The organism is Streptomyces fildesensis, assembly GCF_016107395.1.
In the GTDB taxonomy this organism is placed as follows: domain Bacteria; phylum Actinomycetota; class Actinomycetes; order Streptomycetales; family Streptomycetaceae; genus Actinacidiphila; species Actinacidiphila fildesensis.
The window spans coordinates 51,152-67,057 of sequence record NZ_JAAIKO010000039.1 but is presented as its reverse complement, the minus strand read 5'-3'; the positions used below and the strand labels follow the sequence as shown (position 1 = coordinate 67,057).

Genomic DNA, 15,906 nt, shown 5'->3' with positions numbered 1-15,906 from the left:
AGGACCTCAGTGACGCAGCAGGGCGCAGGCGAAGTCTTCCTGGACGGTGCGGACCTGGGCGAGGAGCTCGGGCTTGATGCTCTTGCTGGTCTGGGTGGTGATCGAGAAGGTCAGGGACCGTTTGCCGTCCGGGGTGGCGGCGGCCAGTTGGGTGTAGCCGGCGGTGTTGCCGGTGTGGCCGTAGAGGATCCCGCAGCGGGTGGTGTAGCGGAAGATCGACAGACCTGCCGCGTTGACCCCAGGGCCGGCCGGTTCCGACGCTCCGCCGGGGACGAAGGTCAGCTGCTGCTTGCGGGTCTGCGGTGACAGGAGGCTGCCGCCGGCGTAGCCGCGGATGAACGCGGTGAGGTCGTTCGGCGTCGCCACGACGGCGCCGGAGGCCCACACGCCCGAGGAGCCGAAGAGCTCGGTGACGTCCTCCGGCGGGGCGGGCGGGTCGACCGCGTAGCCGTGCAGGTAGGGGCGGGGGAGCCGGAAGCCCTGCGGGAGGCTGGTCCGCCGCAGGTTCAGCGGCTGGTACACGAGCTGCTTGAGGAGGTCCTCGTAGCGCCGGCCGGTCGCCGCCTCGGCCATCAGCGCGACGGCGATGTTGTCGGAGTTGGAGTACTGGTACCGCGCGCCCGCCGGGAAGACCAGCGGCTTGTCGGCGACGAAGTCGAGCAACTTACGGGAATCGAAGACGTGGTGCGGGTCCACGCCCAGGAGCCGCCGGAATTCGGCGGAGCCGGTGTAGTCGGGCAGCCCGCTGGTGTGGTTGAGCAGTTGGCGGAGCGTCACCTTGCACCAGGCGGCGGGCAGCGAGGGAAGCCGCTCGCCGATCGTGGTGTCGAGCTTGAGCCGCCCCTGGTCCACCAGCTGCAGGGCGACCGCCCCGCTGTACGCCTTGGAGACACTCGCGAGCCGCATGTGGTCGGTCGCGTGCAGCGGGCTGCCGGTCTTGAGGTCGGCGACTCCGGCCCGGTAGACCTCGGTCCGGTCACCGCGCGTGAGCACGGCGATCACTCCGGGCGGGCCGCCCGCGGTGTCGACCAGCTTCTGGATGCTGCGCTGCAGCGCCTGGCCGGGGTTGGGACGGGCCTCATCCCCGGCGTGCGCGGGCTGGACGAGCCCGCCGGCTGCCGCGGCGGCGATCACCACGGCGACCGGCATCAAGCGGCGGGTGTGGCGGCGTCCGGACGATCGTGACAGCACGTGCGTACCTCCCGGGGAGCGTGGCGCGGGGTCCGACCTCGCACTCACGTGCCCAGCTTCAGGTGACGCGTCCGGCTGCACCTTTCACGGTGCTCCATCCGGCCGAGGAACATGCCTCGGCCGGGTGCAAGCGCGTCGACGGAGCCTGCCCGCGGGATCAGGTGTGCTCACGGCTTCGTGGCCCGGCGCGCACGGAACGCGGCCGTCTTGGAGCGGTTCTGGCAGGCCGTCGAGCAGAACTGGCGGCCGGCGTTGCGTGAGGTGTCGACGTAGACGCGATCGCACTGGGTCGCCTGGCAGACGCCGAGGCGGCCGGCGAGGTCGCCGCCGATGACCATGGCCAGGCCGGTCGCACAGCCGGCGCTCCACCCCACCGCCAGGGTGTCGTCCGCGCCATGGAAATGGACCTGCCAGGGCTCTCCCTCGACACGGTCCAGCTGCGGGCGGGCACCGTTCGACAGCAGCAGCTCGTTCAGCACCGCGACCGCGTCATCCATGCGGCCGCCGCTCACGCCCTCGAAGACCAGTCGCAGCTTCTGCGCCGTGCCGGCCAGGTGCGCGGCCTGCGCCGGTTCGATCGTGCCCGGGCTGGTGCTGGAGGCGGTCAGCGCGGCATCGACGGCGGCGGGGAGGTCCGCACCGCGCGGTGCGGTGAACGGCTTGCCGCGCGCCTCGCCGTCGGTCAACGCGTTGACGAGCGAAACGGCCGCGTCGAGCAGGATCGCCATGTGACTGTCGAATAGCACTTGACCAGTTACTCCCTTCGGGCCTAACGTCCGTCACTGACAATAGTCGATTCACCAGTGACGAGGATGCGGAGACGTGCATGGGACTCATGGCGCGCGGTGGCCGGCTGCCCCGCACCGTCTGGCTGCTGCTCGCCGCCCGGGCGATCAACCGGCTCGGGGCTTTCTGCCTGTCGTTCCTCACCGTCCTCATCAGCACGGACTTCGGGGCGAGCGTCGCCACCGCCGGGCTGGTCTCGGCCGCCTTCGGGCTCGCGACGATCCCGTCGCGCCTGGCGGGCGGCCGCCTCGCGGACCACCTCGGACGGCGTCGCACCATCGTCCTCGGCCTGGCCGGCTGCGCCGTCGCCCAGCTCGGCATCGCCGCCGCGGGCTCGCTGGCGGAGGTCGCGGTCTTCGCCGTGCTGCTGGGACTGGTCTTCGAGCTGTACGAACCGCCGAGCCAGGCGATGATCGCCGACTCCGTCGGCCCCGCCGACCGGGTCCGCGCCTACAGCCTGCTGAACGCGGCCCTGGCCGTCGGCGGGATGGGCGCCGGTCTGATCGCGGCGGGTCTGGGCCGGTGGGACCTGCGCTGGCTGTTCGTCGCCGACGCACTGAGCTGTCTGGTCTGCGCGGTCATCATCCGGTTCGTTCTGCCCGCCGACCGTCCCGTGCGACGTGGCCGTGCCGAGCCCGGCCCGGCGTCCCCCGAACCTGCCGCCGGAATCAAGCCGTGGCGCGATCGCGTGCTGCTCCTCATGCTCGCGTCCGGCACCGTGTACGCCCTGGTGTACCTGCAGGTGATGATGGCGCTTCCGCTGTCCCTGGCGCGCCGCGGCATGCGACCGGCGGACGCGGGAGTGCTCTTCACGGTCTCCGCGGTGACGATCGTCGCCGCCCAGCCCCTGCTGCGTGTCCAGCGCCTCTCGGCCCTGTCCGCGCCTGCGGCGCTCGCGCTCGGCTATGTCCTGCTCGCGGTCGGCCTGGCCGGTTACGCGGTAGCGCACACCTTGACGGCCTCGCTGGCGGCCACGGTCGTCTGGAGCCTGGGCGATCTGGTGATCCTCGGACGGTCCTACGCACTTGTCGCCGACCTTGCCCCGCCCGGTGGCACCGGCCGCTACTTGGCCGTCTACGGCATCAGTTGGGGTTTCGCCGGCGTCGCCGCGCCGATCGTCAGCACCCAGATCCTCGAACACGCGGGACCGGCGGTGCTGTGGTCGGGGCTGGCGGCCGTCTCCGTGGCGCTTGCCGTCGGGCAGGTGCCGGTCGCCCGGGTGCTCGCCGCCCGGGGACGGGAGCAGCGGGTGGCGGATTTCGCCGCCGTCCCCGGAATTTCTTGAGGAACGGCAGGCCGAATGTTGTGCCGGTGGGCGGCCGGAGAGGGAAGAACCGACCGCCCCCGGGCGCTGCACTGGGTATGACGAATGGACACCGCATCACCATCGAAGAGGGCACGACCCCGGTTCGTGTCGTGCGCGACGGACAGGTCCTGGCGGAGAGCAGTCGCCCGCTGGAGCTCCGCGAGACGGGCTGTCCGGTGCGCTACTACCTGCCGCCCGAGGATGTGCGCACGGAGCTGCTCACCGCCTCCGACACCAGCACGCACTGCCCGTTCAAGGGGGACGCGTCGTACTGGTCGGTGCCCGGCGCGGCCGACCTGGTCTGGGCGTACCGGGAGCCGAAGGACGACGTGGCCGCGATCAAGGACCACTTCTGCTTCTACGACACCGAGGTCGTCACGGCGGGATGACCTTTCCGCACAGCGTCCGTGACCGCCCGTCAGGCTCCTGAGGCCGCCGGGCAGGGCTTGTACACCGGCGTGACGCGCTGAACCCCGGCTCCGGATCCGCCCTGAGGGCGGAACGGAGCCGGGGTTCGCGTGTGTCGGCCGGGGACGTGGTCCGGCTCAGGCGGTGGCGACGGCCGGCAGCCGGTAGGCGCGGTGCGCCAGAGTGATGGTGCGGGTCAGCAGCATCGCCACGGCCATGAAGATCAGCCCGTCGGTGATGGCCGCTCCGGTGACGTCGTGGCTCACGCACCAGTCGGTCAGCTGCCGCGGGAACCAGTGGGCCGATCCGTAGGAGAACGCGGCGCGGGCGCCGATGACCGCGGTCCACAGAAGCGCGTACGGCGCTCCGGAGCCGCTGACCGGCAGGCCCGTCCGGGGGCTGCGGTAGACCCGCATCAGGCCGATGGCCGCCAGGCCGCAGAGGAATCCGACGGCGATGGCGCCCATCTCGAGGACCAGGCCGGTGCCGTGCGTGGCCGGCCGATCGAGGAAGAGCGGGATGACAGCGCCGGCGATCAGTGCGGGCCGCAGGATCCGCAACGTGCCGATCTTGCGGTGGCCGCCGAGGTCGCTCTCCAGCACGGCCACCAGCACGGCGCCGTTGACGATCATTGCCTCGGTCAGTTGCGACAGCATGGTGTGCTCCCTGGGGGTGAAGGCTGCATTTCCTGCGATGCCCTCACCTTCGGCCGTTCGGCCGCCGACGGAATCGGAGCACGGGTCCAGATCGGGTACGACCTGTCCGGGCCCGCGTAGTACCCAGGCAGCCTGCGGGGCCCCGATACGGCTCCAGGGGTGATCCGGACGTCACCCCGGACCTCACCCCGCGGTGTGACGCCCGAGCAGGGGCTCTCTCCCTAACGTCGCAGGTGTCGGGCTGGACGGCCCGCCACTCGCATCGACAGAAGGAGGGCGCAGACATGTGGGAAGTGCTTGCCGTCATCGCGATCGTGGCTTACGTGATCGGACGCCAGCTGCTCGGAGAGCCGCTGCGGGGCAAGCGGGTGATCCTGCTGCCGGCCGTCCTGGCGGTGGTCGGTCTGACCCGGCTCGGCGGGCACGGCGCGGTGCAGCCCGCGGACGTGGCACTGCTGGTGGTCGGCGCGGTGATCGCCGCCGCGATCGGCACCGGGCAGGGATCGATGATGCGGCTCCGCAACCGCGACGGTGGCCTGTGGGGCCAGATGCCGGCGCGCAGCCTGTGGCTGTGGGCGGCCCTGATCGGCTCCCGGCTCACCCTGATGCTGCTCGCGAGCACCATGGGAGCCCATGTCGCCGCGTCCTCCGCACCCATCGTGCTGATGCTCGGCATCAACCGCCTGGCACAGGCCGCCATGATCACCCGGCGCGCTCACCGGTCCGGAATCCCCTTCGCCCAGGAGAAGGACGGTTCCGTCTTCCTCGGTGGCCGTCTGCAGGAACTCAACTCGCGCCTTGACGGACTGACGGGCACCCCCTCCGAGCCGTCCGGCCCGTCCAGCCCGTCCAACTCTGCACACCCGTCCAACCCTTCACACCCGTCGAACCCGACGAACCCGTACGATCGGCCGACCACCCGGAGGTAGTGATGGGACTCCACCCTGCGGAGCTCCCGGTCGCGTCCGGCCGCCCCGTCCTGCCGGCCGGTCCCCGCGGCGCGGACCTCGTGACGGCCGCCCGTGATCGTGACCGCTATCGTGAGCTCATGCTGCGCACGGTGTCCTGGCTCATCAGGGCGGGGGCGTACGGCCTGATCGGGGTCGACATCTTCCTCCGTGCCTCGCTCGGGCCGGTGGCGCTTCCCGTCACCGTCGCGGCTTACGCCCTGTGCGGGATCCTGCAGGTTGTCTGCGCGGCGGTGATCAACCGCAGTGGCACAGCACCCGCGCTGCCGGTGCTTCTCGGACTGATCACGGTGGTCGCCGCAGGGGTGTGCGCCCAGGAGGACGTCACCTCCCTGGCGGCGCTCGGCGTGATCGCCGTCATGGACGCCGGCACCGAGGCCCGGTTGACGGCCGCCTGGGCCGTCTTCGGAGCCGGGGTGGTCGCGGCCGCGACGGGTGCCCTGATCACCGACGCGAGCCCGGCGAAGGCGCTCGGCATCCCGCTGTTGCTGATGCTCGGCCTGCAGGCCGGCTTCAACCGCCGGGCCTACCGGCTCCGCGCGGACCAGAGCGCGGCCCTGCTGGCCCAGTCCGAGGAACTGCGGGCCCGGTCGGAGGAACTGCGGGCCGAGCAGCGCCGCAGTGCCGTCCTCGACGAACGCACACGCATCGCCCGCGAGATCCACGATGTGCTGGCCCACTCGATCGGCGCGCTCGGCATCCAGATCCAGGCCGCCCGCGCCCTCCTCGCCGACACCCCCGATGTGGAACGGGCGGACGGCGTGCTCGCGGTGGCCCAGCGGATGGCCTCCGACGGACTGACCGAAACACGCCGTGCCGTGCACGCGTTGCGCACCGACACGCTCCCCTTGGACGAGGAGCTGGCCCGGATGACCGCCACCCACGAGCAGCGCCACGGCACACCGGTCGCCCTGCGGGTGGACGGCGGCCCGGTACCGCTGCCGCCGGACCAGACGCTGGCCCTGGTGCGTACGGCCCAGGAGTCCCTCGTCAATGCCGCCAAGCACGCGCCGCACCAGCCGGTGACGCTCACACTGACCTATGGGGACGACAACGTGACCATGAGTATCGCCAATCCGCTCGGAGCCGCGGCCGCGCACGGCTTCGCGACCCTCGACGGCGGTTACGGCCTGACAGGCATGCGGGAGCGCCTGCTGCTGCTCGGCGGCACCCTCACGGCGGACGCCGCGGACGGCAGGCGCTGGACCGTGACCGCGACGGTTCCCCGATGACCACGCCGGAGAAGCCGCTGCGGGTGATCGTGGCCGACGACCAGGCCAGCGTGCGGGAGGGTCTCGCGCTCATGCTCGATCTGCTCCCGGACCTCGACGTCGTGGGCACGGCCGCCGACGGCCAGGAGGCTCTGGACCTGGTCGCCCGGCACCACCCGGACGCGATCCTGCTCGACCTGCACATGCCCGTGATGGACGGCATCGAGGCCACTCGGCGGCTGACCGCCGAGCACCCGGAGGTGGCCATCGTCGTCCTGACCACCTATGCCGACGACCGCTCGGTGCTCGACACGCTCCAGGCCGGCGCCCGCAGCTATCTGACGAAGGACGCGGACCGGCGGGACATCGCCCACACCCTGCACAGCGCCGCCGCCGGCCTCAGCGTGCTCCACCCTCAGGTTCAGGCGACCCTGCTGGCCGCCGCGCAGGCCGGCCCACGGCAGTCCGAGGAACCGCCCGAGCAGGCACCGCCCGCCGAACTTCCGGACGGTCTGACGCGTCGCGAGGCGGAGATCCTCACCCTCATCGGCCGCGGTCGCAACAACACCGAGATCGCCGCGGAGCTCTTCCTCAGCGGCAACACCGTCAAGACCCACATCAACCGGATCTTCGCCAAGACCGGCTCCCGCGACCGGTCGGCGGCCACCCGCTACGCCCAGCAGCACGGCCTGATCTGACCGCACTCCGCTTCGGCCTGCCGCGGCCGCGTGCGGAGTCCCCACCGGCGCAACGCCCGTCCACCACCCCAGTTCCCAGGCAGGTGCCCAGTGAACGATGCCGTCCGACTGCCGCTGTCAGGCGTTCTGATCGCCGACTTCGGCCGTGTGCTGGCCGCCCCGTACGCCACGATGCTCCTCGCCGACCTCGGCGCGGACGTGGTCAAGGTCGAGCATCCCGACACCGGCGACGACACCCGGGCGTGGGGCCCGCCGCATGCCGAGGGGGAGGCCACGTACTTCCTGTCCGTCAACCGCAACAAGCGCTCCTTCGCCGCCGATCTGCGCGACGGGACGGGCCGTCGGCGGGCGCTGGAACTGGTCCGACGGGCGGATGTGGTGTTCGAGAACTTCCGGCCGGGGACCATGGCCAAGTACGGGCTCTCCTACGAGCAGGCCCGCGCGGTCAACCCGGGCATCGTCTACTGCTCGGTGACCGGCTTCGGTTCAGGCAAGGGCGCCGCCCTGCCCGGCTACGACCTGCTGCTGCAGGCGGTCGGCGGACTGATGAGTGTGACGGGCCCGGAATCCGGGGAGCCGGTGAAGACGGGCGTGGCCGTCGTGGACGTGCTCACCGGCCTGCATGCCGCGATCGGCGTGCTGGCCGCGCTGCGGCACCGCGATGCGACGGGCGAGGGACAGCATGTCGAGGTCAATCTGCTGTCGTCCCTGCTGTCCAGTCTGGTGAACCAGTCCGGCGGCTTCACGCTGGCGGGCGCGGTGCCGGGGATCATGGGCAACCGGCATCCCTCGATCGCCCCGTACGAGGTCTACCCGGCCGCCGACCGCCCGATGGTGATCGCCGTTGGCAACGACCGGCAGTTCGCCGCCCTGTGCCACGGGCTGGAAGCACCGGAGCTGGCGGCCGACCCCCGGTTCGCCACCAACACCGGCCGGGTCGCGCACGTCGACGAGCTCGCCGGACAGCTCTCCCGGCTGCTCGAACGCCGCACCGCAGCCGACTGGTTCGAGGTCCTCACACCGCTGGGCGTGCCGTGCGGGCCGGTGAACGACCTGGCGGAGGCCTTCGGGCTGGCTGAACGCCTGGGTCTCGCGCCGCGCGCCACGATCACCACCGACGACCGGCCGATGCATCTCGTGGCCAACCCCATCGGTCTGTCCCGCACCCCGCCCCGCTACGACCGGCGGCCGCCCCGGCTGGGAGAGCACACCGACGAGATCGGCGCGTGGCTGGACTCGTGAACCAGGCGACGGGACCGGTCCCGGCCGAGGGAACAGCCGAATTCCGCGGGCACTACGGTCCTCGCATGGGCCATGACGCGCGAGGCTTCGCCGGTGTGGAGGTGCACTCCGCCAACGGCCATCTGCTGCACCAGTTCCTGGCGCGGAACACCAACCGCAGGACCGACGAGCGGGGCGGCGGGGTGGAGGGACGCATTCGTTTCACGGCCGAAGTGGTGCGGGCCGTCGCCGAGGCCATCGGCCTGGAGCGGGTCGGCCTGCGGATCTCGCCCGGATCCGGTGTCAACGCCGTCGAGGAGGGCGACACCGCGGACCAGGGTGTGAAACGAGCCGGGCGGGAAACCGCCAGGTGCGGGGCGTCGGGATGGGCGCTCCGCACCTGACGGTCAGGGCAGCCGGTGATCGGTCCAGGTCGCCGGGACCTGTCCCGCGCCGTTCCGGACGGTGGGTTCCGCCGGGACATCGGGACTGCCAGGGGCCTTGCTCACCGTGGTGCCCTCCGGAAGATCAGGCGGAGGCCTTCTTCAGGCAGCTTTCCAGCAGGGTGCGGGGCTTTGCCAGGTTCTTGACCGCGGTCATGGCGGCCAGTTCGGCCTTGTCGGCGGTGGCGTTGAGGGTGATGGCGTTCTTGGCCTTGGTGGCCTTCTGCGCCAGGGCAGCCTGACGCGTCAGCCGGTCGGACTGGTAGGTGCCGTCGGCGCCGCCCTTGCTCTTGGCGAGCTCCGCCAGCTTCTTGAGCGCCGTGGCCGTGGCCGCGGCATCCCGGGCGTCGGTGGCTTTGGAGACCGCCATGCCGGCCTGCAGCCCCTGCGAGCCGTACCGCGCTCCCAGGTCGCCCGCCACGTGCGAGCTCTCCTTCAGGACAGCGACGTCCTTCTCGGCCGCGTCGGCCGCCTTCCGTGCGGTGTCCGCCTGGATGGCGGCTGCCATCGCCTGGTCCTCGGCTGTGAGGTAGGCCAGTTGCTCCTTGGCACACGCGGCCGGGGCAGCGGCGGGGGCGGTCGGGGCGGGCGGCGCGGTCTGTGCCACGGCGGGGGAGGCCAGGGCGAGCAGAACCAACGTGGTCGTGGCGGCTGACGCGGCAGTGCGCAACTTCATGGGGGATCTCCATCGGGACGTGATGCGGTGTGCGGCGGGACGCCGGCACGGAAGGAGCTGTGCCCCGAGTGAGGTGGCTTCTACTGCCCCATGGGCCCGGATGGAGCAGTTCCGACACCCGAGCGGCCCCCTGCACACGTTCCGGCCGGCGTGCGACGGCAGGTGGCGAGGGGGCCGACAGGCCTCCTCGATGCCGCCGGATTTCCGGTGCCGCGTGCCGGTGATCGACCTCGCTGACAGTGGGTGGGTCTACCGTGGATGGCCCGAGGAACCCAGCGTGATCAGGAGGACCCATGACCACACTCGAGAACCGACCGAACACCGCACTCCTCGTCGTCGATGTGCAGGTCGGCGTCGTCCAGGAAGCCCATGAGCGCGACGCGGTCGTCGCCAATGTCGGCAGCCTGGTCGAGCAGGCGCGGGGGGAGCGGGTCCCGGTCGTCTGGGTCCAGCATTCCGACGAGCACCTGGTGCGGGGGAGCGACAGCTGGCGGATCGTCCCCGAGCTGACTCCGGGCGAGGCCGAGCCGTTGGTCGAGAAGAACTACGGCGACGCCTTCGAGGACACCACCCTGGAGACCGTGCTGTCGGGACTCGGAGTCGGACGGCTCGTCGTCGCCGGTGCGGAGACCGATGCATGCATCCGCTCGACCCTCCACGGCGCGTTCGCGCGGGGGTACGACGCGACGCTCGTCAGTGACGCCCACACGACGGGGGACCAGTCGGAATGGGGCGCGCCGCCGCCGGACCAAGTCATCGCGCACACGAACCTGTACTGGACCTACCAGACGGCGCCGGGACGGACCGCCGGGGCGGTCGCGACCAAGGACGTCGACTTCGGTGGCACCTCCTGACGCCTGGGAACGGGGATCGGAGGAGGACCGCTAGTCACCGGCGGGCATCAGCCTGGTGACCTTGCCCTTGGGATCTGCGTCCAGGTAACCGCCGTCGTAGGCATCGGCAAGGTAGACGCCGATGCCCGCGGGGGTATGGAAGATGTTGTTGGGCTGGCGGAGCACGAGGTAGCGCGTCGTGGGCTTGGGGACTTTCAGGTCCTTCTGTGCCCGGCTGAGCAGGGCGGGCAGGGCGTCCCAGTTGTAGAGGTCCAGGCTGACGGGCTGTTCACCGCCCAGGAGTGTTCCGCTGATCGTGCCGCGGGTCACGCCCTGTCCGACCCGGTAGTCGTAGCTGTCGTAGTGGGTGGCGCTGCCTTTGACCATGCCTTCGGCGGAGATGTACTCCGGGTAGACCACGAAGCGGCCGACCTTGTCGGTCCCCATCTGCGCCTTCAGTTCCTTGATCGCCGCACGGATGCCGTCGGGCGTCAGCAGGCTCACCTTCACCGGATCCTTCTCCGGTTGCGTCGTGGACGGTGCGGTGGTCGGTACCGGACCCGACGAATGTGACGTGGAGGCGTCCGAGCCGGGCTTCCCGGACACGATGTTGTCGCCGTTCTGCTCCGGGAGCAGCGTCCACACCAGCACGCCCGTCAGCACGGTTCCGCAGACCGCCGAGCCGATCGCCACCCGTCGCGTACGGAGCCTGCGCCGCTGGTTGCCGATGGACGGGCGCGTCGCGCCCGGCTCCGGCGAGGGGTACTGCGAGGCGTAGGGGGAGGGGTACTGCGAGGAATAGGGCGAGGGATAGGCCGAGGAACCGGCACCGTGGGGAACGGCGTCGTGGGGCATGGGCGGCCCGAAACCGTCCGGCCGGGCCGCCGTGGGCTCGGCGACGGGAGATCCCAGCCGGAAGGACGTTGCCTCGGGCACGGGTCCGTGTCCTTGCACCGGTCCAGGACCGGATACCGGTCCGGTCGGCTGCTGTTGGGCTGCGACCGCCAGCATGCGGTCCAGGGACTCGGCGTCCGGCCGGTCGCCCGGGTCCTTGACCAGAAGGGCGTTGAGGAATTCTGTCAGCGGCCCGGCCTGTCGCGGCGGCGGAAGCTCCTCGCTGAGGACGGCCGCCAGCGTGGCCAGGGTGGTTGCCCTGCGCAGCGGGTGATGGCCCTCCACCGCCACATACAGCATCATCGCCAGGGACCACAGGTCCGAACTCGGCCCGCCGCCGTCCCCGGTGATCCGCTCGGGGGCCATGAAGTCGGGGGTACCGATCATCGATCCGGTGGCCGTCAGGACCGTGGACTCACGGATCGCGGCAATGCCGAAGTCGGTGAGCACCGGGCGCCCGTCGGGGCGCAGCAGGACGTTGGGGGGTTTGACGTCCCGGTGCTGGATTCCCACGGCGTGCGCGGCCCGCAGCGCGGCCAGCAGTTCGCGGCCCAGCAGAGCCGCCTCCACCGGCTCCATCGGCCCGCGCGCGAGCCGGTCCTGAAGCGATCCGCCGGTCACCAGCTCCATGACGAGCCAGGGGTAGGTGCCCTCACCGCCGTCCACGACGTGGTGGATGGTCACCACATTGGGATGCTCGACCCGGGCCAGCGCACGGGCCTCCCGCAGCACCCGGGCCCGCAACAGGCTTGCGGCGGGCGGGTCGTACTCGGCCAGCCCGGGATCCGACGGCCGTACTTCCTTGAGCGCCACCGCCCGGTCGAGCACGAGATCGCGTGCCCGCCACACCAGCCCCATGCCACCGCTGCCGAGCCGCGCTTCCAGCTCGAAGCGCCCGTCGATGACCCGTCTGCCGGATTCCCCGTTACTCATGGCCCGGAGCCTACGAGACACGCGGGACGATCACGCACCCAACCCGTCCGGGCTGGCTTGCGCAGCAAGGAAAATGCGGCGAACTTGCTCAAGAGGACGAGAAGGCCGCGTTCGGCGACTGCAGGTGGCTTGTCGGCCCCGAGTGGGCGAGGAGGGCAGGAGGAATATCCACTCCTTGCCACTTTCAACTTATAGCGCAATGGGGGGCTTGCGGCAAGGCCCCGGTCGTGGGGCACAATCACGGGCCGAGGTCATAACCTGCAGAAATGGGAGATTCACGAAGTGCATGTGTTGTTGTCGGTTTACGGGTCGTGCGGTGACATCGAGTCGGTGGTGATGGGATACGCATTGCGGGTGCGAGTCCCCGGCACCGGGATGCGGGTGTGCGCTCCGGCCGTCGCGGCAGCGACCTCGGACCGGAGGCGATGAACATGAACCCTCTGACCACCACCAGCGCGTTCGACCTTCCCGACCGCCTCGCGCCCAAGGCGGAACCGGCGATGATCGCCGGCGACGAGCAGCACTTCGCGGCCATCGCGGAGAGCCTCGAGCAGGCGATCGCCGAACTGTCCGCCCTCCTCGACGCCGAGCGCAGGGCACCCGGCGGCATCGGCCGCGGAGCGATGGACCGCGACACGGAGATCCACCGCCTGACCGGTCGGCTGCGCGCCCTGCGGCGCTTCGGTCTCGACCTGTGTCTGGGCCACATCGTCAGTGCGGAAGACTCCGAGCCGGTGTACATCGGACGACTCGGCCTCACCGACAGCACTGGTCGCCGGCTGCTGCTCGACTGGCGTTCCCCCGCGGCTGAGCCGTTCTTCGCGGCGACCCACGCCAATCCGATGGGTCTGGCGAGCCGCCGCAGGTACCGCTGGACGCGCGGCCGGATCAGCGACTACTGGGACGAGGTGTTCACCGCCGAAGGGCTCGAAGGGCGCGCCGCGCTCGACGACCAGTCCGCGTTCATCGCCAGCCTGGGCAGCAACCGGTCGGCCCGGATGCGGGACGTGCTCTCCACCATCCAGACCGACCAGGACGCCGTCATCAGGGCGGGATCCCGCGGCGCTCTCGTCGTCGACGGCGGCCCGGGTACGGGGAAGACCGTCGTCGCCCTGCACCGCTCCGCCTACCTCCTCTACTCCGATCCCCGCCTCGGGCACCGTCGGGGCGGCGTGCTGTTCGTCGGCCCGCACCAGCCCTACCTGGCCTACGTCGCCGATGTCCTGCCCAGCCTCGGAGAGGAGGGCGTGCAGACCTGCACCCTGCGGGACCTCGTCGCCGAGGGAGCCGGAGCAGTGATCGAGCCCGACCCGGACGTGGCCCGTCTGAAGTCGTCCGCGGACCTGGTGAAGGCGATCGAGGCGGCCGTCGGCATCTACGAGGAGCCGCCCACCAAGGGGATGACGGTCGCGACCCACTGGTCCGACCTCTGGCTGAGCCCCCGCGATTGGGCGGTCGCGTTCGAAGCGGTGGAGCAGGGCACTCCGCACAACGAGGCACACGAACAGATCATGGAGGAGCTGCTCACGATCCTGATGGACAAGGACGACAGCGAAGCCTCGCCCGAGCTGCTGCGGAGGTCGCTGCTGCAGGACAGGGCGCTGCTCAAGGCCCTCCACCGGGCGTGGCCCCTGGTCGAGGCGACCGACCTCGTCGCGGATCTGTGGTCGGTGCCCGCCTATCTGCGCAAGTGCGCGCCCTGGCTCGGTCCCGATGACGTCCGCAAGCTGCAGCGCGCGCAGACCGAGGCCTGGACGGTGTCCGACCTGCCGCTGCTGGACGCGGCACGGCAGCGGCTCGGCGACCCGGAGGCGTCCCGGCGCATGCGGCGGAACGAGGCCGCCGTCGCCGCCGAACGCGCGACCAGGGCCGCCGCCATCGACAGCCTGCTGCAGAACATGCTGATCGACGAGAGCGAAGGCGCGGTGGGGATGCTGCGCGGACAGGACCTGCAGGACACCCTGATCGACGAGAGCGCACTGGTCGGCGCCGAACCCGATGTGCTGGCCGGCCCGTTCGCGCACGTCGTCGTGGACGAGGCGCAGGAACTGACCGATGCCGAATGGCAGATGCTGCTGCTGCGCTGCCCGTCCCGGAGCTTCACCATCGTCGGGGACCGCGCCCAGGCCAGGCACGGGTTCACGGAGTCGTGGCAGGAACGGCTCGAGCGGGTCGGGCTCGACCGGATCACCGTGGCCTCCCTGAGCATCAACTACCGGACGCCGGAAGAGGTGATGACGGAGGCCGAGCTGGTCATCCGGACCGTACTCCCGGACGCCAATGTGCCGACCTCCATCCGCAGCAGCGATCTCCCCGTCGTCCATGGATCCGTTGCGGAGCTGGACTCGATCCTCGACACGTGGCTCACCGCCCATGACGAAGGCATCGCCTGCGTCATCGGCGATCCCACGTTCCGGGCGACATCCCGCGTCCGGTCGCTGACCCCGGAGCTGTCGAAGGGGCTCGAGTTCGACCTGGTGGTCCTCATCGACCCGGAGTCGTTCGGCACGGGCATCGAGGGAGCCGTTGATCGCTATGTCGCGATGACCCGCGCGACTCAGCAACTCGTCATCCTCACGAGCTCCTGACCTCGGCCAGGACGACCTGAGCGCCACTCGGCGGTGGTGAAGGCCGCCGCCGATGCGCGGTGCGGATGCAGCGGACCTGCGCGCGGGGTGGGCGCGCAGGTCGGCTGGTTCGCGCTGGTCCGTTGGTCCGCGTTACGCCGGCAGCGGTGCCGGCCCGGCGGGGCTCTTCCACCAGACGAAGACCTCGGTGCCCGGCTGTCGTTCGGAGAACCGGTCTGCCGGGGACACGTCGCGCAGTAGCCGACGGAGATCCGCCTCGAAGTCGTCGCGGTGCGGGCCGAACAGATGGGGAGCCGAGGACGACATGGAGAACGCCCACGCGACGATGTCGTCGGACGTGCGTTCCAGCGCTTGCCCGCCGGGGACGACATGGCGTTGGGGGCCGGAGAAGCCGGCCCGTGTGAGCACCGCCGCCTCATCACCGGGTGTTCCGTGCGTCAGCACCCCCCGCCCGGCTCGTCGGACCGGTCCCAGGTGGTGCCTGACCAGCGTGTCGATCGCGGCGTAGGGCACGGCTGGATACGGAAGTCCGTTGACGGTTCGGATCTCCGTCTTGAGGTCGGAGATGTGCACCAGCGCCCCGCCGGGCCGGAGCATGTCCCTGACGGTGGCCGCCACCAGGTCGCGATCCATCCAGTGGAAGGACTGGCCGAACGTCGCGACGGTGAACTCTCCAAGACCCACGGGCAGTTCCTCGGCCCGGGCCTGCACCCACCGCGCCTTTCGGGCCGCTCCCGCCCGTGCGGCCCCGCGCTCGGCTTCGGCGAGCATTCCACCGTCCGGGTCCAGACCGACGATCTCGCCGAACAGGTGCGCCAGGCTCAGGGCGGGGGTGCCAGGACCACATCCCACATCGAGCAAACGCCCCCGCCCGTCGAGCTGTACGGCCGTGGCCAGCAGGTCCGCGAGCCCGGGAGCGTAGGGCAGCCTCCCGCGCCCGTAGTAGGTGGCTGTGCCGAGGAACAGCGTGTCGTCCCACTCCCAGTCGCCCATCACATCCTGATGATTCCATGGCGCGGCCGGCGTCCGGGACGGTCGGTGACGGGTCGGGGACCACTCGGAGGGTGGGCCGTCTGATGGATGCAGTCGAGATC

Annotated in this window: 14 protein-coding genes and 1 pseudogene; 9 read left to right on the top strand and 6 right to left on the bottom strand. The window is 71.0% G+C overall.

Annotated features, from left to right (window positions below):
- Positions 1-6: 6 nt before the first annotated feature.
- Positions 7-1,149, bottom strand: coding sequence for a serine hydrolase domain-containing protein (locus C6N31_RS33415; protein WP_198358923.1), 1,143 nt, complete (start codon positions 1,147-1,149; stop codon positions 7-9).
- A gap of 209 nt (positions 1,150-1,358) precedes the next feature.
- Positions 1,359-1,937, bottom strand: coding sequence for a CGNR zinc finger domain-containing protein (locus C6N31_RS33410; protein ID WP_244809682.1), 579 nt, complete (start codon positions 1,935-1,937; stop codon positions 1,359-1,361).
- Between the two features lie 80 nt (positions 1,938-2,017).
- Between C6N31_RS33410 and C6N31_RS33405 the strand changes: the two genes are divergently transcribed.
- On the top strand, positions 2,018-3,262 hold the full coding sequence (locus C6N31_RS33405; RefSeq protein WP_232485963.1) for an MFS transporter: 1,245 nt from the start codon (positions 2,018-2,020) through the stop codon (positions 3,260-3,262).
- A gap of 71 nt (positions 3,263-3,333) precedes the next feature.
- Positions 3,334-3,672, top strand: a complete 339-nt coding sequence (locus C6N31_RS33400) for a DUF427 domain-containing protein (RefSeq protein WP_138355445.1) — start codon at positions 3,334-3,336, stop codon at positions 3,670-3,672.
- 156 nt (positions 3,673-3,828) lie between these two features.
- On the opposite strand, the gene C6N31_RS33395 is transcribed toward C6N31_RS33400, so the two are convergent.
- Positions 3,829-4,347, bottom strand: coding sequence for a hypothetical protein (locus C6N31_RS33395; protein WP_138355375.1), 519 nt, complete (start codon positions 4,345-4,347; stop codon positions 3,829-3,831).
- Positions 4,348-4,631: 284 nt separating this feature from the next.
- On the opposite strand from C6N31_RS33395, the gene C6N31_RS33390 reads away from it, so the two are divergent.
- The 5 genes and pseudogenes from C6N31_RS33390 to C6N31_RS33370 form a co-directional block, all read left to right on the top strand.
- Complete coding sequence (locus tag C6N31_RS33390; RefSeq protein WP_187145169.1) at positions 4,632-5,276, top strand: hypothetical protein; 645 nt, start codon at positions 4,632-4,634, stop codon at positions 5,274-5,276.
- Between the two features lie 2 nt (positions 5,277-5,278).
- A complete protein-coding gene (locus C6N31_RS33385; protein WP_138355376.1) occupies positions 5,279-6,547 on the top strand; it encodes a sensor histidine kinase in 1,269 nt (422 codons plus the stop codon).
- Positions 6,544-7,224 carry a response regulator transcription factor gene (locus C6N31_RS33380; RefSeq protein ID WP_138355377.1) on the top strand — a complete coding sequence of 227 codons (681 nt, stop codon included), beginning with the start codon at positions 6,544-6,546 and terminating at the stop codon, positions 7,222-7,224. The genes C6N31_RS33385 and C6N31_RS33380 overlap by 4 nt, the downstream gene beginning before the upstream one ends.
- 171 nt (positions 7,225-7,395) lie before the next feature.
- Positions 7,396-8,466, top strand: coding sequence for a CaiB/BaiF CoA transferase family protein (locus C6N31_RS33375; RefSeq protein WP_232485977.1), 1,071 nt, complete (start codon positions 7,396-7,398; stop codon positions 8,464-8,466).
- A gap of 77 nt (positions 8,467-8,543) precedes the next feature.
- A pseudogene (locus C6N31_RS33370) lies at positions 8,544-8,774 on the top strand (oxidoreductase); the annotation flags it as partial.
- A 199-nt stretch (positions 8,775-8,973) separates the two neighbouring features.
- Here C6N31_RS33370 and C6N31_RS33365 read toward each other — a convergent pair.
- Complete coding sequence (locus C6N31_RS33365) at positions 8,974-9,564, bottom strand: hypothetical protein (RefSeq protein ID WP_198358900.1); 591 nt, start codon at positions 9,562-9,564, stop codon at positions 8,974-8,976.
- Positions 9,565-9,857: 293 nt separating this feature from the next.
- On the opposite strand from C6N31_RS33365, the gene C6N31_RS33360 reads away from it, so the two are divergent.
- Positions 9,858-10,418, top strand: a complete 561-nt coding sequence (locus tag C6N31_RS33360; protein ID WP_138355380.1) for an isochorismatase family protein — start codon at positions 9,858-9,860, stop codon at positions 10,416-10,418.
- A 30-nt stretch (positions 10,419-10,448) separates the two neighbouring features.
- Here the strand turns inward: C6N31_RS33360 and C6N31_RS33355 are convergent, their stop codons facing one another.
- On the bottom strand, positions 10,449-12,224 hold the full coding sequence (locus tag C6N31_RS33355) for a serine/threonine protein kinase (RefSeq protein WP_138355381.1): 1,776 nt from the start codon (positions 12,222-12,224) through the stop codon (positions 10,449-10,451).
- 431 nt (positions 12,225-12,655) lie between these two features.
- Here C6N31_RS33355 and helR point away from each other — a divergent pair, with 431 nt between their 5' ends.
- Complete coding sequence (helR, locus tag C6N31_RS33350) at positions 12,656-14,812, top strand: RNA polymerase recycling motor ATPase HelR (RefSeq protein ID WP_138355382.1); 2,157 nt, start codon at positions 12,656-12,658, stop codon at positions 14,810-14,812.
- Positions 14,813-14,944: 132 nt separating this feature from the next.
- Here helR and C6N31_RS33345 read toward each other — a convergent pair whose 3' ends face one another.
- Positions 14,945-15,805 (bottom strand): class I SAM-dependent methyltransferase, encoded by an 861-nt coding sequence (locus tag C6N31_RS33345; RefSeq protein ID WP_138355383.1) that lies wholly within the window; start codon positions 15,803-15,805, stop codon positions 14,945-14,947.
- Positions 15,806-15,906 lie beyond the last annotated feature (101 nt).

Excerpts from the sequence above, each read along its gene's own strand:
- C6N31_RS33365 (WP_198358900.1), bottom strand. The coding sequence starts at position 9,564 with ATGAAGTTGCGCACTGCCGCGTCAGCCGCCACGACCACGTTGGTTCTG.
- C6N31_RS33355 (WP_138355381.1), bottom strand. The coding sequence starts at position 12,224 with ATGAGTAACGGGGAATCCGGCAGACGGGTCATCGACGGGCGCTTCGAG.
- C6N31_RS33385 (WP_138355376.1), top strand. The coding sequence starts at position 5,279 with ATGGGACTCCACCCTGCGGAGCTCCCGGTCGCGTCCGGCCGCCCCGTC.
- C6N31_RS33380 (WP_138355377.1), top strand. The coding sequence starts at position 6,544 with ATGACCACGCCGGAGAAGCCGCTGCGGGTGATCGTGGCCGACGACCAG.
- C6N31_RS33405 (WP_232485963.1), top strand. The coding sequence starts at position 2,018 with ATGGGACTCATGGCGCGCGGTGGCCGGCTGCCCCGCACCGTCTGGCTG.
- C6N31_RS33390 (WP_187145169.1), top strand. The coding sequence starts at position 4,632 with ATGTGGGAAGTGCTTGCCGTCATCGCGATCGTGGCTTACGTGATCGGA.
- C6N31_RS33360 (WP_138355380.1), top strand. The coding sequence starts at position 9,858 with ATGACCACACTCGAGAACCGACCGAACACCGCACTCCTCGTCGTCGAT.
- C6N31_RS33345 (WP_138355383.1), bottom strand. The coding sequence starts at position 15,805 with ATGGGCGACTGGGAGTGGGACGACACGCTGTTCCTCGGCACAGCCACC.
- C6N31_RS33375 (WP_232485977.1), top strand. The coding sequence starts at position 7,396 with ATGCTCCTCGCCGACCTCGGCGCGGACGTGGTCAAGGTCGAGCATCCC.
- C6N31_RS33415 (WP_198358923.1), bottom strand. The coding sequence starts at position 1,149 with ATGCCGGTCGCCGTGGTGATCGCCGCCGCGGCAGCCGGCGGGCTCGTC.
- helR (WP_138355382.1), top strand. The coding sequence starts at position 12,656 with ATGAACCCTCTGACCACCACCAGCGCGTTCGACCTTCCCGACCGCCTC.
- C6N31_RS33395 (WP_138355375.1), bottom strand. The coding sequence starts at position 4,347 with ATGCTGTCGCAACTGACCGAGGCAATGATCGTCAACGGCGCCGTGCTG.